This is a genomic window from Hymenobacter psoromatis (assembly GCA_001596155.1).
Taxonomy (GTDB): domain Bacteria; phylum Bacteroidota; class Bacteroidia; order Cytophagales; family Hymenobacteraceae; genus Hymenobacter.
Genome location: CP014771.1, coordinates 3,633,122 through 3,653,927 on the forward strand (window position 1 = coordinate 3,633,122; position 20,806 = coordinate 3,653,927).

At 60.5% G+C, this 20,806-nt stretch carries 18 protein-coding genes; 11 read left to right on the top strand and 7 right to left on the bottom strand.

The features are described 5' to 3' along the window. Positions 1-3 precede the first annotated feature (3 nt). From A0257_15550 to A0257_15560, 3 genes are all read right to left on the bottom strand, one after another. Complete coding sequence (locus A0257_15550; protein ID AMR28364.1) at positions 4-636, bottom strand: biopolymer transporter ExbD; 633 nt, start codon at positions 634-636, stop codon at positions 4-6. Between the two features lie 215 nt (positions 637-851). Further along, complete coding sequence (locus A0257_15555) at positions 852-1,733, bottom strand: flagellar motor protein MotA (GenBank protein ID AMR28365.1); 882 nt, start codon at positions 1,731-1,733, stop codon at positions 852-854. 337 nt (positions 1,734-2,070) lie between these two features. Next, positions 2,071-2,907 (bottom strand): pyrophosphatase, encoded by an 837-nt coding sequence (locus tag A0257_15560; GenBank protein ID AMR28366.1) that lies wholly within the window; start codon positions 2,905-2,907, stop codon positions 2,071-2,073. Positions 2,908-3,076: 169 nt separating this feature from the next. On the opposite strand from A0257_15560, the gene A0257_15565 reads away from it, so the two are divergent. The 4 genes from A0257_15565 to A0257_15580 all read left to right on the top strand — a co-directional run bounded on the left by A0257_15565 (position 3,077) and on the right by A0257_15580 (position 8,281). Then, the gene (locus A0257_15565) at positions 3,077-4,471 is read left to right on the top strand and encodes a phosphoglucosamine mutase (protein ID AMR28367.1); all 1,395 of its coding nucleotides are present in this window, start codon (positions 3,077-3,079) and stop codon (positions 4,469-4,471) included. Between the two features lie 206 nt (positions 4,472-4,677). Next, the gene (locus A0257_15570; protein AMR28368.1) at positions 4,678-5,826 is read left to right on the top strand and encodes a cysteine desulfurase; all 1,149 of its coding nucleotides are present in this window, start codon (positions 4,678-4,680) and stop codon (positions 5,824-5,826) included. Between the two features lie 97 nt (positions 5,827-5,923). After that, a complete protein-coding gene (locus A0257_15575; GenBank protein AMR28369.1) occupies positions 5,924-6,967 on the top strand; it encodes a hypothetical protein in 1,044 nt (347 codons plus the stop codon). Between the two features lie 75 nt (positions 6,968-7,042). Then, positions 7,043-8,281 (top strand): hypothetical protein, encoded by a 1,239-nt coding sequence (locus tag A0257_15580; GenBank protein ID AMR28370.1) that lies wholly within the window; start codon positions 7,043-7,045, stop codon positions 8,279-8,281. Between the two features lie 102 nt (positions 8,282-8,383). Here the strand turns inward: A0257_15580 and A0257_15585 are convergent, their stop codons facing one another. Further along, a complete protein-coding gene (locus tag A0257_15585) occupies positions 8,384-9,682 on the bottom strand; it encodes an ABC transporter permease (protein AMR28371.1) in 1,299 nt (432 codons plus the stop codon). Between the two features lie 117 nt (positions 9,683-9,799). On the opposite strand from A0257_15585, the gene A0257_15590 reads away from it, so the two are divergent. Then, entirely contained in the window at positions 9,800-10,225 is a 426-nt protein-coding gene (locus tag A0257_15590; GenBank protein AMR28372.1) for a hypothetical protein, read from the top strand. 104 nt (positions 10,226-10,329) lie between these two features. Here the strand turns inward: A0257_15590 and A0257_15595 are convergent, their stop codons facing one another. Beyond that, positions 10,330-11,256 (bottom strand): hypothetical protein, encoded by a 927-nt coding sequence (locus tag A0257_15595; protein AMR28373.1) that lies wholly within the window; start codon positions 11,254-11,256, stop codon positions 10,330-10,332. Between the two features lie 182 nt (positions 11,257-11,438). Between A0257_15595 and A0257_15600 the strand changes: the two genes are divergently transcribed. From A0257_15600 to A0257_15610, 3 genes are all read left to right on the top strand, one after another. Continuing rightward, positions 11,439-11,798, top strand: a complete 360-nt coding sequence (locus A0257_15600; protein ID AMR28374.1) for a ModE family transcriptional regulator — start codon at positions 11,439-11,441, stop codon at positions 11,796-11,798. A gap of 91 nt (positions 11,799-11,889) precedes the next feature. Beyond that, the gene (locus tag A0257_15605) at positions 11,890-12,414 is read left to right on the top strand and encodes a hypothetical protein (protein ID AMR28375.1); all 525 of its coding nucleotides are present in this window, start codon (positions 11,890-11,892) and stop codon (positions 12,412-12,414) included. Between the two features lie 177 nt (positions 12,415-12,591). Further along, a complete protein-coding gene (locus A0257_15610) occupies positions 12,592-15,252 on the top strand; it encodes a TonB-dependent receptor (protein ID AMR29800.1) in 2,661 nt (886 codons plus the stop codon). A 60-nt stretch (positions 15,253-15,312) separates the two neighbouring features. On the opposite strand, the gene A0257_15615 is transcribed toward A0257_15610, so the two are convergent. Both A0257_15615 and A0257_15620 read right to left on the bottom strand, forming a co-directional pair. After that, positions 15,313-15,720: an antibiotic biosynthesis monooxygenase gene (locus tag A0257_15615; GenBank protein ID AMR28376.1), complete on the bottom strand. Its 408-nt coding sequence runs from the start codon at positions 15,718-15,720 to the stop codon at positions 15,313-15,315. A 105-nt stretch (positions 15,721-15,825) separates the two neighbouring features. After that, on the bottom strand, positions 15,826-16,236 hold the full coding sequence (locus A0257_15620; protein ID AMR28377.1) for a hypothetical protein: 411 nt from the start codon (positions 16,234-16,236) through the stop codon (positions 15,826-15,828). A gap of 201 nt (positions 16,237-16,437) precedes the next feature. Here A0257_15620 and A0257_15625 point away from each other — a divergent pair, with 201 nt between their 5' ends. The 3 genes from A0257_15625 to A0257_15635 all read left to right on the top strand — a co-directional run bounded on the left by A0257_15625 (position 16,438) and on the right by A0257_15635 (position 20,749). After that, positions 16,438-17,538 (top strand): hypothetical protein, encoded by a 1,101-nt coding sequence (locus A0257_15625; protein AMR28378.1) that lies wholly within the window; start codon positions 16,438-16,440, stop codon positions 17,536-17,538. Positions 17,539-17,956: 418 nt separating this feature from the next. Then, on the top strand, positions 17,957-18,622 hold the full coding sequence (locus A0257_15630; GenBank protein ID AMR28379.1) for a hypothetical protein: 666 nt from the start codon (positions 17,957-17,959) through the stop codon (positions 18,620-18,622). 1,260 nt (positions 18,623-19,882) lie between these two features. Next, positions 19,883-20,749: a hypothetical protein gene (locus tag A0257_15635; protein AMR28380.1), complete on the top strand. Its 867-nt coding sequence runs from the start codon at positions 19,883-19,885 to the stop codon at positions 20,747-20,749. Positions 20,750-20,806 lie beyond the last annotated feature (57 nt).

Genomic DNA, 20,806 nt, shown 5'->3' on the forward strand with positions numbered 1-20,806 from the left:
AGACTATTTTTCGATGTAGGAAGGCTTCATTTCCAGGCTCGTGAGCAGGTTGAAGCGGTTAATATCCTTTTCCTGCAAGTCCTTGATAACGGTTTGCACCGTCTTCACATCCGCGTCGCCATCGCCTTTGATAACCAGAAAGGTAGGCTTCTGGAACAGCTTGGCGTTGGCTTTGCGGGCTTCCAGCACCCAATCCATCATCTGGTTGTTGAGCGAGTCGTAGGGGATGCCGCCCAGGGTAGGGTTCAGCGCCTTACGCTGCTCCGTATCCTTGTCGAGGTAGCTGCCAAGCTGTTGAATCGGCACCCCGAAGTTGGGGAGCAGCGAAAACTGCTTGGTCTGCGCCGGCGTGAAGGTCACACCGTATTTGGCTCCAACGGCTTTCAGGGCCTCTTGCAACACGGGAGCCTTGTCGTAGCCGAAGAAAACGCGCTTCTTGGCATCAATCGTCAGCGTCAGAATGTCGCTATCGGGGGCGTGCAGGTCGGAAGTCGAAGACGGGGGGTCCACGACTACCGCTTCATCGGGGCGAAACTGCGTGGTCAACATAAAGAATGTTACCAGCAGGAACGCCAGGTCCACCATCGGCGTCATGTCGAGCGACGGCGAGGTGCGGTGCGGTTTTACTTTAGGCATTGCCGGGGGGAGTTAAAATGACTGGGCTGGTCACGGGCGAGGGGGTAGGGAGGGATGAAAACTCAGCGGGCCACGGACCCGAAAGCCCGGCATTGGGAGCCGCTCACTAAGTCTGATGCCGACCAGCTACCGATTGCACACGCACCAGCCAAAAAAAGTTGGGGCGGGGACGGCAAAACGCCTCCGCCCCATTTTTCAAGCCAGTCGCTTGCGCTCTACGACACCTGGTTCGCGTTGCCGTGCTGCGCAGCGAAGGTCTGGATGATGCTGAACCCAGCCTCATCGATGCTGTAAGTTAGCTCGTCAATCTTGCTGGTGAAGTAGTTGTAGGCCACAATGGCCAGGGCTGAGGTGCCGATACCGAGGGCCGTGTTGATGAGGGCCTCCGAGATACCCGATGCCAGGGCCGTCGCGTCGGGGTTGCCGGCCTGAGCCAGGGCCGAGAAGGCCTTAATCATACCGAATACCGTGCCGAGCAGACCTACCAGCGTGGCGATAGAAGCCAGCGTAGAGATGATAACTAGGTTCTTTTCCAGCATGGGCAGCTCCAATGCGGTGCTTTCCTCGATTTCCTTCTGGATAGCCAGTACGCGCTGGTCAGTATTCATCTTGGTTTCGTGGCCCATTTCCTGGTATTTCTTCAGGCCGGCGCGCACTACGTTGGCTACTGAGCCCTGCTGCTGGTCGCAGATGGCGATAGCACCGCTAATGTCATTGGAGTTCAACTTCTGACGCACGCCGCGCACGAACTCTTCAATGCTCTTGGTGCCTTTAGCCCTACTGATGGTGAGGGCGCGTTCGATAGAGAATACGATTACGCAAAGCAACATGGTCATCAGCACTGGTACGATGGGTCCGCCCTTGTGTACAATGCCGAGGTAGTCGCCAGGTTTTGCAGCGAGCTCAGGGTTGCCACCTAAGTAGTGGCTGGGGGCGCCCAGCACGAACATGAAGATAATGATACTGACAACGAAAGCGAGAATGATAACGATGACCGAAAAGAGGGAGGCACCACCGCTGCTCTTGGCGGGTGCGGCCTTGGGAGCGACCGGGGCAATAGGCCGAGCGCCTGGGTTTACAGCATTTTTCTGTTCCATGAGTCCAGTAAGTGTAGGAGGTGGGGGTTGGTTGAGGGAAAAAAAGAAAGTAATACGAAGCAGTGGGGGAGGGCATGTTACCTGGTGTCGCCCTCGCAAGCAGAGGTTTCGGGGCCGAATCTACGCCGAAGCCAGTAAAATCCAGACTTAGTAGAATTTTTTTTGAGTGAGCTACCACTCACTAGTCTGATTGCGGGACAATTTTTCGGGGCCAAATGCCTAGCTGAATTATGGGTGAGCGGTGAGCGGGGGGGGCGGAGCGGGGGTTAGCAGCTTCGGGCTGCACCAGGGGGTAGGGAATGGAACTTTTACAAGCAGTTGTCGATAATTCAGGTAATTAGGTAGTCGCCGTTTCGCTTTGTTTGGCCTCATTCCAGTACTTATCCATTTGGGCCAGCGTGAGGTCGGGCAGGGATTGGCCGGCTTGCTTGGCCGCTGTTTCTAAATACTGGAAGCGCCGAATAAATTTTCGATTAGTTCGCTCCAAAGCTTCTTCTGGGTTGATGCCGGCAAAGCGTGCGAAGTTGACCAGCGAGAATAACAGGTCACCAAACTCCTGGGTGGCGCGGGTGGCCTGGGCCTCATCGGCGGGGGGCTGGCCATGGCCGTATTCGGCCCCAAACTCGGCCAGCTCTTCCTGCACCTTGAGCCATACTTGGGCCGGGTCTTCCCAATCGAAGCCCGCGCCGCGCGCCTTTTCCTGAATGCGCATGGCCTTCACGAGGGCGGGTAGGGAGGTGGGCACGCCGCCCAGCACGCCGCCCGTATTACCCTTTTCCTTGAGTTTAAGCTGCTCCCAGTTGCGCTTCACGGCGTCCTCGTCGTCGGCGCGCACGTCGCCGTAGATGTGCGGGTGGCGATAAATGAGCTTCTCGCACTGCGCGTTCAACACGTCGGCAATGTCGAAGGCACCTTGCTCGGCGGTAATGCGGGCGTAGAACACGAGGTGCAGCATCACGTCGCCCAGCTCTTTTTTGAGGTCGGGCAGGTCGTGGCGCAGGATGGCGTCGCTGATTTCGTAGGTTTCCTCAATGGTGAGGTGGCGCAGGCTTTCGAGCGTTTGCTTCTTGTCCCAGGGGCATTCCTGGCGCAGGCGGTCAAGCACATCGAGCAGGCGGCCGAAGGCTTCGAGCTGAGCGGGGCGGCGGCTGGCGGTAAGTAAAGAATTTTCCATAAAAAAAGCGTGGGCCAATTGTTCTCGCTGGTCGAAGCCGAGCCCTTATCCGCCGATTGTGCGGCTCAGCTTACGTTATCTCACCAAGGTGGCTAACCGGCCACGAAGCTAAAAAGGAATGGCCAGAAAGGCCAAATTGCCTACTTTTGTACAGCTTAAAAGACAAAAAGTGACCCTCATAAAATCTATTTCCGGCATTCGCGGCACCATTGGTGGGCCGGCCGGCCAGGGGCTTACCCCCCTCGACGTGGTGAAATATACGGCGGCCTATGGTAGCTGGGCCGCTACGCAGCAGTCGGGCAGCAAGCTCATCGTGATTGGCCGCGACGCCCGCCTGTCGGGCGAGATGGTGAACCGCCTCGTGGCCGCTACCCTGCAAGGCTTGGGCTTCGATGTGCTCGACCTGGGCTTGAGCACCACGCCTACCGTGGAGATGGCCGTACCTGCCCGGCAGGCCGCCGGCGGCATTATCCTCACGGCCTCGCACAACCCCAAGCAGTGGAACGCGCTGAAGCTGCTCGACGCGCACGGCGAATTCTTGTCGGCTGCCGCGGGCGAGCAGGTTTTGGCGCTGGCCGAAGGCGACAGCATTGAGTACGCGCCCGTGAACAAGCTGGGCAAGTACAACACCGACGACACTTTTCTGGCCGAGCACATTACCGCCATTCTGGCTTCGCCGCTGGTTGACGTGGACGCCATCAAGGCCAAGAAATTTCGGGTGGTAGTCGATGCCGTGAATAGCAGCGGGGGCATTGCGGTGCCGCAGTTGCTGGCCGCGCTGGGCGTGGAGACCATCGAGAAAATTCACTGCGAGCCGACCGGCGACTTTGCCCACAACCCCGAGCCGCTGCCCGAAAACCTGCGCGACATTGCCAAAGTGCTCTACAACGGCGGCTTCGACCTCGGCATCGTGGTGGACCCCGACGTGGACCGCCTGGCCCTGGTGAGCGAAAACGGCGAGATGTTTGGCGAAGAATATACGCTGGTGGCCGTGGCCGACTACGTGCTGGGCTACCACGGCGGCGGCAACACCGTGAGCAACCTCAGCAGCACCCGCGCCCTGCGCGACGTGACCGAGAAGCACGGCGGCACCTACACCGCCGCGGCGGTGGGCGAGGTAAACGTGGTGACCAAGATGAAAGAAACTCAGGCCATTATCGGCGGCGAGGGCAACGGCGGCATCATCTTTCCCGAGCTGCACTACGGCCGCGATGCGCTGGTGGGTATCGCGCTGTTTTTGACGCATTTGGCCAAGTCAGGCCTCACTATGAGCCGCTTGCGCAACTCCTACCCCAGCTATTTTATCTCGAAGAATAAGATTGAGCTAACGCCCGAAATCGACACCGACCATGTGCTAACGCAGATGGAGCAACGCTACGCCAAGCAGCCGGTGAATACGATTGACGGCGTGAAAATCGAGTTTGACAAGGAGTGGGTACACCTGCGCAAGTCTAACACCGAGCCCATTATCCGCATCTACGCCGAGTCGGACTCGAACGCGACGGCCGAGCATCTGGCCCAGAAAATTATTACCGATATAAAAGAAATTATTTCGGCGAATTAGCGAGGTTGGGTAAGCTTTAGCTTGCCGGATTTAGTTTGCCAGGCGTTAAAGCTCAGCGTACTTCGCAAGCAATAACTTAGCAAAACGTTAATCTTTGCAGGATTTTGCGGGTTATTCTTTTCATATCCTATCTTACTCAACCTGGACGGCAAGCTAAAGCTTACTACACAGTCGTTCAGGCAGTAAGCTAAAGCTTACCCTACCCTATGCACGCTTACTTCGACAACGCCGCTACTACCCCCCTCGACCCCGCCGTGCTCGATGCCATGCTGCCTTATTTGGCGCAGCATTATGGCAACCCGAGCTCGCTGCACGGGCCGGGCCGGCAGGTGCGGGCGGCCATCGAGCAGGCGCGCAAGTCGGTGGCGCAGCTTATCAATGCCGCGCCGAGCGAAATCACCTTCACCTCGGGCGGCACGGAAGCTGATAATTACGCCATTTTTGGCAGCGTGCGTACGCTGGGACTGAAGCACGCCATCACGTCGCCGCTGGAGCACCATGCCGTGCTGCACCCGCTGCAAGCCCTGGCCAAAAGCGGCGAAACCGAGTTGAGCTACCTGCGCCATGATGCCCAGGGACGCCTCGACCTGGCGCATCTGGAAGAGCTGCTGGCCACGCACCCGCGCACGTTCGTGAGCCTGATGCACGCCAACAACGAGCTAGGCAACCTCAACGATATCAAGGCTATCGGTGAAATTTGCGCCCGGCACGACGCCATTTTCCACACCGATACGGTGCAGACGATGGGCCACTACCCCCACGACGTGCAGCAGCTTTCAAACCACTTTCTGGTGGGCTCGGCGCACAAGTTTCACGGGCCGAAAGGGGTAGGGTTTCTGTATCGGCGAGGTGGCGTGGAGGTGGCACCGCTTATCCACGGCGGCTCGCAGGAGCGCAACGTGCGCTCGGGCACCGAGAACGTGTACGGCATCGTGGGCCTGGCCAAAGCGCTGGAAATTGCCTGCCACGACATGGCCGGGCACCAGCGGCACGTGCAGGCGCTCAAGGACCGCTTTATCGGCCAGCTGCGGGCCGGCATTGCCGATGTGCGGTTTAACGGCCTTTCGACCGAAGCCGACCAGAGCCTCTACACGGTGCTCAGCGTGAGCCTACCCCCCTCCAGCATCAGCGAGATGCTGCTCTTTAGCCTGGATATCAATAAAGTAGCGGCTTCGGGCGGCTCGGCCTGCACCAGCGGCGCGCAGCTGGGCTCGCACGTGCTCGAAGCCCTAGGTGCCGACCCGGCCCGGCCCACCGTGCGCTTCTCGATGAGCAAGCTCAACACGGAGGAGGAGGTGGACTACGCTGCCGCACAGCTGGTTAAGCTCTACCAATCGGTGGCGACACCGGCTTAGGGAAGGTGCTCCGGCGCGGCGGATGAGGTAAAAGTGAATTGCCTGGGCTATACTTGCAAGTTGCCGGATAGGCTTGTTGTAATCCGGCAGCTCTGCTATGCCTGTTTCGCCGCCCCCACCTCGCCCACCCGGAAGCCGCTGGCCCGCCTGGCGCTGGCTGCGGCGCTATTTCGGCTTTTCGCGGGCCGAAACCAGCGGGTTCGTGCTGCTGCTGCTGAGCGCGCTGGCTATCGCCGCCCTACCCCCCCTGTTGCGCCCCGCCGACCCCGTTTACCTGCCCGCCGCCGACCAGCACCAGCTCGACGCCTGGGGCCAGGACCTCAGCACCCGCCTCGACTCGGGCCGCGCCGCCAGTGCGCGCGCCTTTGCCGAGCGCTACCCGGCGCGGTCGCGCGCCAGCGGCAGCCGCTACCCCGCGGTGCCGCAGGTGCGCCTGGTGCCGTTTGACCCCAACGCCCTCACGGCCGAGGACTGGGAGGCGCGCGGCGTGCCGCACTTCGTGGCTGGCCGTATCGTTAATTATGGGCAGAAGGCCGGCGGCTTTCGGGCTAAAAGCCAGGTGCAGCGCATTTATGGCCTGCCCGACTCGGTGTTTCAGCGGCTCGCGCCGTTTATGCAGCTGCCCGAGGTGCCGCCGGGGCGCGGCGGCGCGGGCTACGCGGCAGCGGGCCGCTTCGGCGCGGGCGAGGGGGGTAGGGCCTTTGAGAAAGCCGCCCGCAAGCCGGCGCACTTGCAACCCTTCGACCTCAACCTGGCCGACACTACCCAATTGATGCAGATAAAGGGCATTGGCCGGGGCCGCGCCAAGGGGCTGGTGAAGTACCGCGCCGAGCTGGGTGGCTACGTGAGTGAGGGTCAGCTCACCGATTTTTTCATGTTGCGCGACGCGCCCGACCTCGTGGACAGCTTGCGCAAATACACGTTCGTGGCGGGTAGTTTCGCGCCCCGGCCGGTGCTCGTCAACTCGGCCACGTTTGATGAGCTGTGGCCGCATCCGCTGGTGCGCAAGCCGCTGGCCCGGCTCATCGTGGCTTTTCGTAAGCAGCACGGACCCTTCAAAATGCCCGACGACCTGCGGCAAATCAAGATTCTGAAGGAGGAAGATTTCGTCAAATTGCGGCCCTACGTGCGCTGTGAGTAGGCGGTGGTCGAATAAAGAGGCGATTGTTATTTAAAATCGTTCTAAATTGCGAGCCTATTCAATCGGCTTGCTTTTATGAACGTGATTTTTCGCCGCCTTCACCTGTACCTGGCCCTGGCGGCGGGCCTGGTTTTCTTCGTGCAATGCCTGACGGGCACGGTGCTGGTTTTTGAGGAAGAAATTACCCACGCGCTCTACCCGGCGCACTACGGCGTGGTGCTGCCGGCTGGCCAGCCCCGACTGGCGCTGGCGCAGCTGGCCAGCCAGTTTCAGCAAGCCAACCCCGAAGCGAAAGTGCTGGGCTTCAAAGTGTACGCCGACCCGGCTCGCACCGTGGAGCTGAGCTTTCGCGAGGACAAGGCCCGCCCCGCTGGCCCACTTCGCAGCGAAAGGGGGGGTAGGGAGCCGCCGCCGCGCGGGCAGGAAGGCGGCGAAGGCCGGGGCGAAGGTGGCCGAGGCCCGCAAAAAGGCCGGCCCGAGCGCGGCAGCACCGCCTTCGTCAATCCCTACACCGCCCAGGTAGTTGGTCTGCAAAAGGAGAAGCAGCTGCGCGTATTCAAATTTGCTGAGGACCTGCACCGCCGCTTGCTGGCCGGCGAAGTTGGCAAGGCGCTGACGGGGATTTCGGCACTGTTTATCCTCGTCATTACGGCGACGGGCATCGTGCTGTGGTGGCCCAAAACGCGCGCGATGCTCACGGGTCGCCTGCGCATTAAGTGGGGCAGCAGCGGCAAGCGCATCACCCACGACCTGCACATCGTGCTCGGCTTTTACTGCTCGCTGTTCCTGTTTGGGTTGGCATTTACGGGCGTCATTATGTCGTACCGCTGGGCCACCAACGGCCTGTTTTGGCTCACCAATTCGCGGCCGACGGTGGGCCTCCCTACCCTCCGCTCGGCGGCCGAAGGCGGCCCGGCCATCGCTTATGATGCAGCCCTGCGCGCCGGGCAGGCCACGCACCCCACGGCCGACTTCTGGCGCATTGGCGCGCCCAAAGACCCAACGGCGGCCATCCCCGTGAGCGCGCCCAGCACGCTGCCGCTGCGCAGCCTGGGCCTCGACACGCTGTTCGTGGACCGCGCCACCGGCGCGGTGCTGGGCCAGCACCCATACAGCCGGCAAACGGCGGGCGCGCAGCTGCGCCGCCTCACCAAGCCGCTGCACACCGGCGAAATCGGCGGCATCTGGACCAAAATTCTGGCCCTGGTGGTGACGCTGTGCAGCCTCACGTTCCCGGTCACGGGCGTGCTGATGTGGCTGCGTCGCACCCGCAAGGCGCGGCGCAAGCAAGGCCGGGTGGCGGTGGTGGGGTAGGGTGCGGGGCTTGCCCCCGCCCAGCGTTCGCATGATGCCCGCCTGGCGTTGCACGAAACCAGCGCGATTCGTGCAACGACGGGCGGGAGCAAGCCCCGCACCCTACTTTTCCGCGCCTTCTTGCAGGTTGCGCAGCTGGTCGGCGCGCCAGGCCGTGAAGCCCACTACTACCAGCGTCATTATTCCGCCGAAGACTACGCTGGGCACGGTGCCCATGAGCTTAGCCGTGGCACCACTCTCGAAGCTGCCGATTTCATTGCTGGAGCCGATGAAAATGTTATTCACCGCCGACACCCTACCCTTCATATACTCGGGCGTGTGGGTATGCACCAGTGTCGAGCGCACGATAACGGATACCGAATCGAACACGCCGGTGAGGAAGAGCAGGAATAAGGAGAGATACAGATTGGTCGAGAGCGCGAAGGCGATGGTGGCCGCGCCGAAGCCCGCCACGGCCCACAGCAGCTTGCGGCCCGCGCCCTTTTTGAGGGGCGAAAACGTGAGCCAAACCGCCATAATGACCGAGCCCACCGCCGGCGCGGCGCGCAGGTAGCCGAAGGCATCGGGGCCGCCGTGCAGAATGTTGCTGGCAAAAAAGGGTAGCAGCGCCACCGCGCCCCCAAAGAGCACCGCGAACATATCCAAAGACAGTGCGGCCAGCACCAGCTGGTTGCTGAAAATAAATTTCACGCCGCTTAAAATGCTCTCGCTCAGCTTTAAGCGCTGGCCTTCGATGGGCGGCAGCTCACGGCCCGCGATGCTGATGAAAAAGAGCAGCGCCAACCCTTCCATGACGGTATCGACGCCGTAGGCAAACTCGATGCTGCGGTGCAGCAGCAAGCCGCCGATGGCCGGCCCGACTACCGCCGACGCCTGCCAGGTGGTGGAGCTCCAGGTGACGGCGTTGGGCAGCAGGCCGCGCTCGGGCAGCAGCTGCGGCATGAAGGAGAACAGCGCCGGCCCCATGAAGCCCCGCGCGATGCCGCTCACGAAAATAACTAGGTACAGCGGCCACACGATGGTGGCGTTCACGGCGTCGAGGTGCACGCGGCCCTGCGCCAGCAGCGCCTGCTGCAAAGGGTGCGCCAGCCACCACAGCGTGATGGCGCACAGCACCAGCACCACCACGGCCGGCACCACGATGCGCTTGCGGCGCACCGAGTCGGCCACGTGCCCGGCGTAGAGCGAGACGGTGATGCTCGGAATGGCCTCGGCCAGCCCGATGAGGCCCAGCGCCAGCGGGTCGTTGGTGAGCTTGAAAATCTGCCAGCTCACTACTACCCCCTGAATTTGCGTGGCTACCGAGAAGAGGGCGCGGGCCGTGACGTAGCGCCGAAAATCGGGCACGCGCAGGGCCGCGTAGGGGTCGTGTTTGGTGGCGGGAGGCACACTAGGAGGCATAAACAACTAAATGACGCGAAAAACAATAACCGCCAAGGTGGGCAAAGGTAGGCTTGGGGGGAGAGGAAAAGTAGCCTATCTTGCACGCAGGCCCGTTTTGTCGAGCTTATTGCGCCCATGACTTCCGTCGGCCTCGACCTGCTCTATCGCCCCGACCTGCCCGCCGTTATCGCGCGCTGGCAGCGGGCCGTCACGCCCGCCGAGCTGCGCGCCGGCTACGAAGCGGTGCTGGCCGCCGCCGATGCCGCCGCCTGTGGCCGCTGGCTGCTCGACCTGCGCCGCCGCGAAGACCTCACCGAGCCCACCGTCAACGCCTGGTTTGGCAGCGTGTTCGCGCCCCTGCTCCGCGGCCGCTACCCCGAGGCCGTGCGGCTGGCCTTTCTCATCTCACCGCTGCGGGCCCAGCAAACCGTAACGGCCATCGTATCGGCCACTACAACCGATTGCGAAATCGCCACTTTCACCGAGGAAGCCACCGCCTACGCCTGGCTGAACAGAAGCAGTGTAGGCTTTAGCCTGCTGGGGGGTAGGGATGTGCGGTAAGATTTAGCTTGCCGTTTCCAGTCCTGAATGGCTTGCTTCGCATTGCTAATTCTTCCACGGCAAGCTAAAGCTTACCGCACATTCTCCCCACGGCAGGCTGAAGCTTACTCTATGTTGCTGCTCACCTGCGCTTTGGTGAGCGCCTCATTCAGGCAAATGGCGGCTTGGTTGCCTTTGGCGGCGGCAATCAGCGCCTGCTGCTGGCCGGGCGTGGTGTCGCCGGCCGCGTAGAGGCCCCGCACGCTGGTTTGCGAATTCTTATCGACCCACACCGCGCCCTTGCTGTTGAGCCGGGCACCCAGGCTGGCGGCCAGCGAACTGCGCTGCTCCTGCGGCGCGTGCAGAAATAGGGCCTTGCGCTCCAAATAAGTGCCATCCGTGAATTCGACGCAGCGCAGCAGGCCGTCGGGGCCGCCCACCAAGCGCGCCACTGGCTCCTGGCGTAGGCCAATGTGGTGCTGGCGCAGCCGCTGGCGGCCGTAGGCGGTGAGGTGGCCGGGGCCGTCGGTCACCACCACAATGTCGCGGCTCCAGTTGGTGAGCAGCAGCGCCAGGCCCACGGCGGCCTTGCCCCGGCCAAACACGGCCAGCGGCTGGTCGCGCACCTCGTAGGCGTGGCAGTAGGGGCAGTGCAACACGCCCGTGCCCCACAGCTCGCGAAAGCCGGGCAGGGGCGGCAGCACGTCCTCGACGCCCGTGGCGAGCAGCACGCGGCTGGCCGTGCCCGACCAGGCGTGCCCCTGGCCGGTGGTGCCCGTGGCCCGAAAGCCGTTCGCCAGTTTTTTTAATTCGCTGATTTTTAGCTCTTGAATGGCGACAGTGGGGTAGGGAGCGAGCTGCGCCCGGCCCAGCTCCAGCAGCTTGGCGGGGCGCACGCCGTCGCGGGTCAAAAAGCCGTGCACCGCACCCGAGGGCGCGTTGCGCGGCGCGCCGCCATCGGCCAGCAGCACGCGGCGGCGGCAGCGCCCCAGAGTCAGGGCCGCGCTCAGGCCAGCGCTGCCCGCCCCAATTATGAGGACGTCGTAGTCCATAGTTCACTGAATCAAAGGCAGACAATCGTTGGCGCGTCGGCTGCCTTGCTAAAGCAACTGACGCCGCAAAAGTTAAGGTCGGGCTTAACTCGCCCGCAGGGGGGTAGGGACCCGTTTTTAGCGCGGGCCTTACTTTTGAGAAGAAGCGCCTTGGTACATAGCGCTGGTTTTCCCCGTTTGCCATGCACGAGCTTTTCACTGAAAATCAAGCCTTCCGCGCCAATGGCCGCCTCTGGATAGAAGGCCCCGCCGACCGCTTTCTGGGCATTGGCCGGCTGGAGCTTTTGGAGCACATCCAGGCCACTGGCTCCATCTCGAAGGCGGCTAAGGAAATGGGGATGTCGTATAAAAAGGCCTGGGATTTAGTGAGTTCCATGAATGCTCAGGCGCGGCGGCCGCTGGTGGGGGCGCACGCGGGCGGCGCGCACGGCGGCGGCGCCACGCTCACCGAAGCCGGCGCGGCGGCCGTGGCCGGGTTTCGGGCCATGCAGGCGCGCTTCGCGCAGTTCCTGGCCGATGAGACGGCCCGGTTGTATCAGTGAAAGATAAATGGGGGGTAGGAAAATTGGCTGAACATTTGGAAGCGGCTAGCGTTATATTCTTCCAAACATAACGCTCGTCTTTATTCCCCAAATGCTACTTTTCACTGCCGGCCGCCGGCCTTTGCTTGCCGCGCTCGGGCTACTTGCCGGCGTAAGCCTCAACTCATCAGCAGCTTATGGGCAGGCAGCGGCGCCCGCCACTCTGCGCCTGGAGGGGCTGGTGGCCACGCCCCGCACCCTCACCGCCGCTGACCTGGCTGCCCTACCCTCCCGCGAGCAGACCACCACCGACAAAGACGGCAAAAAGCACGTGTACCGCGGCGTGGCCCTGGCCGATGTGCTGCACCTGGCCGGCGCGCCGGCCGGCAAGGCCATCCACGGCCCGGTGCTGGCCGAGGCCGTGCTCGCCGCCGCCGCCGACGGCTACCAGGCCGTGTTCGCGCTGCCCGAAATCGACGCCGATTTCTCGCCCCAGACCATTCTGCTGGCCAGCAGCCGCGACGGCCAGCCCCTACCCCCCCACGACGGGCCTTACCAGCTCATTGTGCCCCTGGAAAAAAAGCCCGCCCGCTGGGTGCGCCAGCTCACCAGCCTGAAGGTGGTGAAGGTGCAGTAAGCAAGGCATCTTAAACTGGGAAGAACGTCATGCTGAGCCTGTCGAAGCATCTCGCTCGCATCGCTGAACGATTGGAATTACTGCTGCGAGCGAGATGCTTCGACAAGCGGACGCTAGATGAGCATGACGTTCTGGTTAGGCCATATAAATTTTTTTATGAAGAAAAAGCTACGCATTCTGCGCGGCTCAGTGGCGTGGGCGTCGGCGCTGGCGCTGGCTCAGCCGCTGGCCGCCCAAACCCCGAAGCTGCCCCGCCGCCCTACCCCCCTTGACACGTTGCGCACCGACCTGAATGAGGTGGTAGTGTCGGCTTCGCGGGTGGAGGAGAGCTTTTTGCAGTCGCCGGTGACGGTAGAAAAGCTCAATGCCCGCGCCATTCGGTTGTCGCCGGCCCCGTCGTTTTTCGACGCTATTGAGCACTTGAAGGGCGTGCAGGTGATTACGCCCAGCATCGGCTTTAAGGTGATAAACGCGCGGGGCTTCACCAACACCACCAACGTGCGCTTCGCGCAGCTCGTGGATGGCGTGGACAACCAGGCGCCGCACATTGGCGGGCCGATTGGCAACGTGCTGGGGCCGAGCGACCTGGACATCAACAATGTGGAGCTGGTACCCGGCACCGCCGCCGCGCTCTATGGCCTGAACGCCATCAACGGGCTGGCCAATTTCACGACCAAAAACCCGTTTAATTCGGAAGGGCTGAGCCTGCGCCAGCAAACGGGCGTCAACCACCTCAACGACCCCAGCGTGAAGACGTTTGGCGAGGGCGGTTCGCCGGTGCATACCTATTCGGAAACCAGCGTGCGCTACGCGAAAGTGCTGGTGGCCGACAAGTTAGCTTTCAAAATCAACGGCACCTATCTGCGCGCTTATGACTGGATAGCTAATGACCAGACCGATATCAACCCCAACGGCAACGCCACGACGGGCCTGTTTGGGGCCGACAACCCGGCCCAGGACCAGGTGAGCCGCTACGGCAACGAGTCGTCGGACCGCAAGAATATTACGCTGGGCGGCAAGAGCTACTCAGTGGCCCGCACCGGCTACGACGAGCGCGATTTGGTGGACTACAATGTGCGGACGCTCAAGGCCGATATGGCGCTGCACTACCGTTTTCGGCCGGGCACGGAGCTGGCCTATACTTACCGCGTGGCGAGCTTCGATAATGTGTATCAGCGCTCGAACCGCTTCCGGCTGCAAGACTACCTGTTGCAGCAGCACGCCCTCACGTTTACGTCGCCGGTGGTGCAGGCCCGCGCCTACCTCACCCAGGAAAACACCGGCAAAAGCTACAACCTGCGCTCGATGGGCGAGAACATCGACCGTAGCTACAAGCCCGATACCCAGTGGTATAGCGACTACACCACTGCCTGGAACGCCGCCACCCGAGGCGGCGCGGGCGTGGCCGACGCCCTGCGCACGGCCCGCGGTGCTGCCGACGCCGGCCGCCTGCAACCAGGCACCGAGGCCTTCAACCAGCGCCTAAGCCAGCTGCAAGATATCAACAATTGGGACGTGGGGGCCGCCCTGCGCGTGCGGGCCAACCTGGCCCACGCCGAAGCGCAGGTGAACGTGGCCGAGGCCCTGCGGCGGGGGGGTAGGGCGCTACCCGCCAACCTCGACCTGCGGGCCGGGGCCGACCACCGCACCTACATCGTGGTGCCCGATGGCAACTATTTCATCAATCCCAACCCCGGCAAAGACCCGCTCCACGACGACCTGCTGTACTCCAAAACCGGGGGCTTTGCGCAGGCGGGCGGGCGGCTGCTGCAAGAGCGGCTGCGCCTCACGGCGACGCTGCGGGTGGATAAAAACGACTACTTCAACGTGAAATTCAACCCGCGCTTCACGGCTGTTTATTCCCCTACCCAGCGCCAGAACTTCCGCCTCAGCTACCAGAGCGGCTACCGGTTTCCGAGCTTGTTCGAAGGTTTTTCCAACGTGAACAGCGGCCAGGTGAAGCGCGTGGGCGGGCTGCGCGTGATGTCGAACGGCGTGTTTGAGAACAGCTACCTGCGCAGCAGCATCGACCGCTTCAACGCGGCCGTGACGGCCGGCCTCAACGGCACGCCCGCCCAAACGCGGGCCCAGGCCGTGGCCGCCAACCAGAGTCTGCTGGTAAAAAACCCGTACACCTACCTGCGGCCCGAATACATTCGCTCGCTCGAAATGGGCTACAAAGCGGCGGTAGGGCCGCAGGGCCGGCTGCTGGTCGATGTCGATTTCTACTATAATTCCTACCGCGATTTCATCGCCCAGGTAGAAGCCTACGTGCCCCAAACCACCAACGGCGCGGTGCTGGCCACTGGCACCGACCTGAACACGATAGCTACCGCGCTCAATACCACCTCCGTGCCGACTGGCGGCACCACTACGGGGCAGGCCCGCTACCGCCTCTGGACCAACTCGCAAAGCCAGGTGTACAATTACGGCGGCTCGGCCGGTGTACGCTACAACCTGGCCGGCGGCTACCTGGCCGGCGCCAACGCCACCTACACCCGCCTCGACCGCACCGAAAACGGCGACGGCCTCGAAGACGGCTTCAACACCCCGCAGTGGCTATATAACCTGAGCTTTGCCAACGAAAACGCCTACAAAAACGTCGGCTTTGGCCTGAATTTCCGGCACCAGGTCAGCTACTATTCCCAGACTTTTCTGGTGAATGGCAGCGTGCCGGCCTTCAGCAGCCTCGACGCGCAGCTGAGCTACTACATACCTGAGGCGCAGGTGCGCCTGAAGCTGGGGGCCAGCAACGTGCTCAATAAGTACTACGTGACGTATCTGGGCGGGCCCAGCGTGGGTGGGCTCTACTACCTCACGGTAGCGTACGGGTTGTAAGCCTGTTCACTTACGAGCTGGAAAATAATCGCGCAACAGAAAAGTATATCTTTTGCGGCCCTACTTTATTTTCATGCCCGGCACCAACGGCATCGCGTTGATAAGTTCGAGCGACTTAACCATCGATTGGGTGCTGGTTTTGTACTTGAGAAAGTGGGGGGTTTTCAGATGAGCCTGGTAGGCCGCCGGGCTGGCATATATCTCTAGCAGCGTGAGATGGGTGGGGTTGGCTTGCTCCTGCACCGCATACAGCGTGAGCACGCCCGGCTCTACCCGCACGGCCGTCTCGATGCCCTCCTTAAGCGCGGCTTTATAGCTTTCTAGTTGTGCCGGATATATTTCGAGCCGGGCCAGCCGCACTACCTGGCTGCTGGCCGGTGTCTGGGCTGTAGCACGGTTACACGCCACCAACGCCAGGAGCCCGGTGCTCAGCAGCAAGAGTGGCCAGCGGCGGGCCACCGCTGGCATGGGAGGTGCCCCGCCAAGTATCCCGGGCAACGAGTAGGGCAAAGGACCGGCGCAGTTAACTTTCATAAAATCAAGATGTTATTTGGTAGCGGCGGACAGCCGCTTTTACATTGTCTCCCGGCCTGCGGCCTGATACTCGGCATCCGTAACGGGGTCGAGCCAGTTGGCTACTCCCTGGCTGCTATTGGGCCCCACGGCCAGGTGGGTAAACAGGCTGGTGGCAGTAGCGCCGTGCCAGTGTACTGCGCCAGGGGCGATGATTACCGCATCGCCGGGGTGCAGCAGCTGAGCGGGCTGGCCCTTAAACTGGCAGAATCCTTCACCAGCGGTAGCTATTAACACTTGGCCGGCGGGGTGCGAGTGCCAGCTGTTGCGTGCGCCTGGCTCGAAGGTAACGCTGCCTATTACGCAGTCGGTGGAGTTGCCGGCCTGGGTGAGCAGGGTTACCCAGGCCGTGCCGTTGAAATTTGCGGCCGCTCCTATAGTAGTAGCCGCAGGCTGGTTAGAATCGCTCATAACGCAAGAGTAAGCATGGTTGAAAAGGAACGTGAGCTACCCTAAAAAGTTGGGTAGCCGCTGGTTTCGGCGTCAGCAGTGTAATCCCCGGAATCAGTGTTTTTGCCGGCCTGGGGCGGAGTTATGCCGGCCCTGACGGCCAGGGCCGACGCGGCGCGGCAACTTTCATCCGCCAGGCAGCTTTATACCCGAAAAAACGCCATGTCCTACTCCTTTTCCGCCGCCGAGCGCCAGCGCTACCGCCGCCACCTCCAACTGGCCGAAATCGGCGAGGCCGGCCAGCAGCGCCTGCGCCAGGCGCGCGTGCTGGTGGTGGGCGCGGGCGGCCTGGGCTGCCCCATTCTGCAATACCTGGCCGCGGCGGGGGTAGGGACCCTGGGCCTGGCCGATGCCGACCAGGTGGAGCTTACTAACCTGCCCCGCCAGATTCTCTACGGCCCCGCCGACGTGGGCCAGCCCAAAGTGGAGGCCGCCGCTCGCGCCCTGCGTCGCCTCAATGAGCTGAATACGTACGAGTTGCACCAGGTTAGAGTGAGCCCCGCGAACGTGCGCGAGCTGGTGGCCGCCTACGACGTGGTGGTGGATGGCTCCGATAATTTCCCGACCCGCTACCTGCTTAACGATGCCTGCGTGAGCCTGGGCCGGCCGCTGGTGTCGGGGGCCATTTATAAATTTGAGGGACAGGTATCGGTGTTTAATTACGCGGGCGGGCCGACGTACCGCTGCCTGTTCCCTACCCCCCCCGGCGCGGCCGAAGCGCCCGACTGCAACACCACCGGCGTGCTCAACGTGCTGCCCGGTCTCATCGGCACGGTGCAGGCCACCGAAACCCTGAAGGTGCTGCTGGGCCTGGGCAACGTGCTCAGCGGCCGCCTCTGGGTGCTCGACACGCTGAGCTTTCAGAGCCGCACCCTGCGCTTTCACCGCGACCCGGTGCAGAGTGCCATCAACCTCGACACGGCGGACCCGGCCGATTATTTCGACGCGAGCTGTGCGCCTGCAACGGCGGCCACCAGCATGAGCGCCAGCGAGTTGCGGCAGCAATTGGCCTCGCCTACCCCCCCGCTGCTGCTCGATGTGCGCGGGCCGCTGGAGTTTCAGCGCCGCCACCTGCCGGGGGCCGTGCTGCTGCCCCTGCCCGAGCTGGCTGCCCGTGCCGCCGAGGTGCCGCGCACCCGCCCCGTGGTGGTGTATTGCCAAAGCGGCGCGCGCAGCGCGCAAGCCGTGGCCCTGCTGCGCGGCGCGCTGGGCTTCGACAACGTGCTGACGCTGAGCGGCGGGCTGGAGGAGTACCCGCGTTAGCGCAATTAGCGGGTTGGTATTCTATTGAAGCTATTTTGAGTAGCAGGGTACTTCGTGCTTCCATTGTTGAACTTTACCAGGAGAGACTTATGCCCGCGCTAGCTAATAAAGTGGTGCGAAAGACGAGATGAAGCGTTTGAAAGCCGCCGGAAAATATTTTTTTGTTGGGAACAAAGTAATTCATTATAAATTCATGGGGGGGGATAATATTTGAAATACTTAAGGCACTCGGTACTGGTATTTTGTATAAACTGCTAGCTGGGCAGCCTGAATTAAGCTATCCTTGGTACGTACTCTTATATTCTTTTCTCAATCAAATATGTCAAACTTACTCACCAAGCTGCTGATAGGTAGCGGCTGCCTGCTGGCGGTTAGTAGCTGCCGGCACCACGACGACCCGCCCAATCCTTGCCAGGGAATGAAGCTCAAACCCTTGAGCTTCCAGTTTTTAGAATATCCTGGCACGCCTACTCCCGACACTACTTACAACAATCAGGTCGTCACCTTTGCCGGGCCGGGAGCACCTTACACGGCCTGGGATTGGCAGGTCGGGTCGGCGCTGAACACGCGCAACGTGCAGCAGTTTGCGCTGCGCTTCGACGACGTCACGACCGGACCCATTAGTGTGCGCCTGATTGCGCACCGCCCGCCCAACACGGCCTGCTTCCCGCACGACGACGGAGTGGACACCCTGACCAAGGTGCTGACGCTGGTGCCCTTCAAGGATTCACGGGCTCCCATTCGCGACCCCCGCGCACCCATCTACGGTAAGTTTCAGGGCGCTACTACCGATGCGCCGCGCGACACCTTCACGGTGCGCATATACCAAGGAACGAATTATTTCTATCCGAAAGACCCAACAGCTCCACCTACCGATTATATCGGTAATCTACCTAAGGGTTGTACGCGCGCCAACTTTAATAATTATTTAGCTTGGCGAAGTATTCATATGGACCCGAATTATTGTACAGATGATGATGGCGTTGGATACTTAACTAGCCGTGATAGTATTCGAATTAGCTATTACGTGCAGGGCAATACAGCCCGTACGAACAAAGTCTTTTTAGGCAAGCGAGTCCGCTAGCCATTTTTTACCCCCTTTTCCATCTTATATGCGTTTTTCTCTACTGTTCGCAGTGGGGCTGACAGCTACGTGCCTAGTGCATCGTGCTGCCGCCCAGGTGTGCCCACAAGCGGGCATCGAAACTGACCCACCACGGGCGACAAGTCCTGGAAGTACTCCTAATACTTTTTATTGGTATTCGGGCGATTATCAGCCCAGTGTCAACAATGGCACGCAATATCAACTTAATAGCGCTGTCGACTCTACGCCTTATATCGAATTGCCATGGCAGCAGGCTGATAATATAAATGTGGTTAGATTTCAGGGGAAAAACGATATTGGTATTAATGGCTGGGAATTAATTAAACGTGACTTAGGGTATGCCGATGCGGGTTATCCAGTAAAAACCTCTAATCCTTTCGTTATAATTTATAACAAATATCTGGGAGTATTGAGGGTTTTCGTCACTATTCAAAAACCGCTCGAATCTTATCAGTTTTCTGAAGTGAAAATAAACTTCAGCTCTAGTGCTAATTACAAAGCTGCCACACTCAATAGAATGTCGTCCCTTGGGGTACCGCTAGATGAAACACAGAAGGGCCTAACTAATCAGCCTTCTGTTATTTCACGCTACCTGAATGACGGCCGAAAGTGGCTGGTTGCGGATTTCCCAATGGACTACGACCCATGTGTCTGTCAGTTTGATTCGCGCTTGCAAATCGAAGTTAATCTTATTAAAAAAGCCTCGGTCAACCTTCAAGCAACTTCTACCGGTAGTATTGTTACCTCACAAGACGCTACGGCAGGTACTGCGAATGGTCCTTCTTTTTTTGGTGTCGCTAATAAGGCTATCAATGCGGCGGGTACGTCTTTTGACAGCGTTGATAAGCTTACAAGTAAACTCAAAAATGATGCGAAGGATACCTCGGTAAAGACAGCAATTGACCAATTCAATACTGCTGCAAAGGCCAGCGATTTTCTGCAAAAAGGATTGGCTGCATTACCTTACGTTGGTGCAGCCCTTGGCTTGTTAGATTTCTTTACCGGCGGTGGGGAAGATAGCACGCCTCAGCCGATAGCACTACAGCCATTAGCAATTCAGATGAGTACCAAAACCACGGGTACCATTCAGGATACTAATTTGTATTCTACACCCTCCCCGGTAACCGGCTGGCCAGCACGCGCCCTTCTGATGTGCCCAGTTACAACGAAGCGCTAGGAGTACTCAGCGTATTGCACCGCCCGGTAGTAGACGTTACGTCCCAAAATATTTCATCGGGTATGCGGGGCAACATTGCGCGGCAGATTGTTCAAAAGTTCAGGCTGACGCAGGATATTGCCTACGTCATCAACCCGGCGGCGGGCATGACCGTGCAGGATTTTCAAGTAGCATTGGTGGCGGAAGGTGACGAAACGACGACTGCGGGCAGCGGAGATTTTACCACCTTTGAAGGCAACACGGTGCACGTAGACCCGAACACCGGGGGTAGCACGCTACGGCAACTATACCGCAATCAGTACGTGGATGCGGCGTGCGTGAAGAACTCCGTGTTTACCTACACCAGCACCTATCAGTCAGACAATCCGGCTACGCCCCTTACGGCCGCCGTCACGACTATGTACGTCAAGCTGATGCTTAACCTGAAGCCAAATCCCGTGGCCGGAATGCCAACGACTAACCGGCAAAACGTCTTGCTAGTGGCTCGCTACCCGGTTACCCTTAAGGGCGGGACGACGTTTAGCAGTATTCCGACGGCTACTTGCGGGGTATTGGGGCAAGCCTCCGACAACGCCGTGCAGGCTACGTGCAGCAGCTCCCAATACGTAACGGCCGTCACGCTGCTCAAGAAAAATGACCCTGCGGTAGTAAGCGCAGTCGGGCTACCCGAAAAGGCCTTCTTAGTTTATCCTAACCCAGCTACGGGCAGCACGCGCTTTACTTTGACTACCACTGAACCCGGCTACGTGCGAGTGTTCTTGAGTAACGCGATGGGTCGCGAAGTCAAGCAAGTATTAGAAAATAATCAGGCTGCGGCCGGCAGCTTCGAAACGTCAGTTTCAATAGCTGACTTATTGCCCGGCATCTACTACTGCACGATGCAAACTACTAATGGGAAGGTAGTTCGAAAGTTAGTAGTAGCTCCGTAGTGAAAGTATCTGAATAAATTACGTTAAGTTCACATTTTTAGGGGTAAAAGGTCTGGC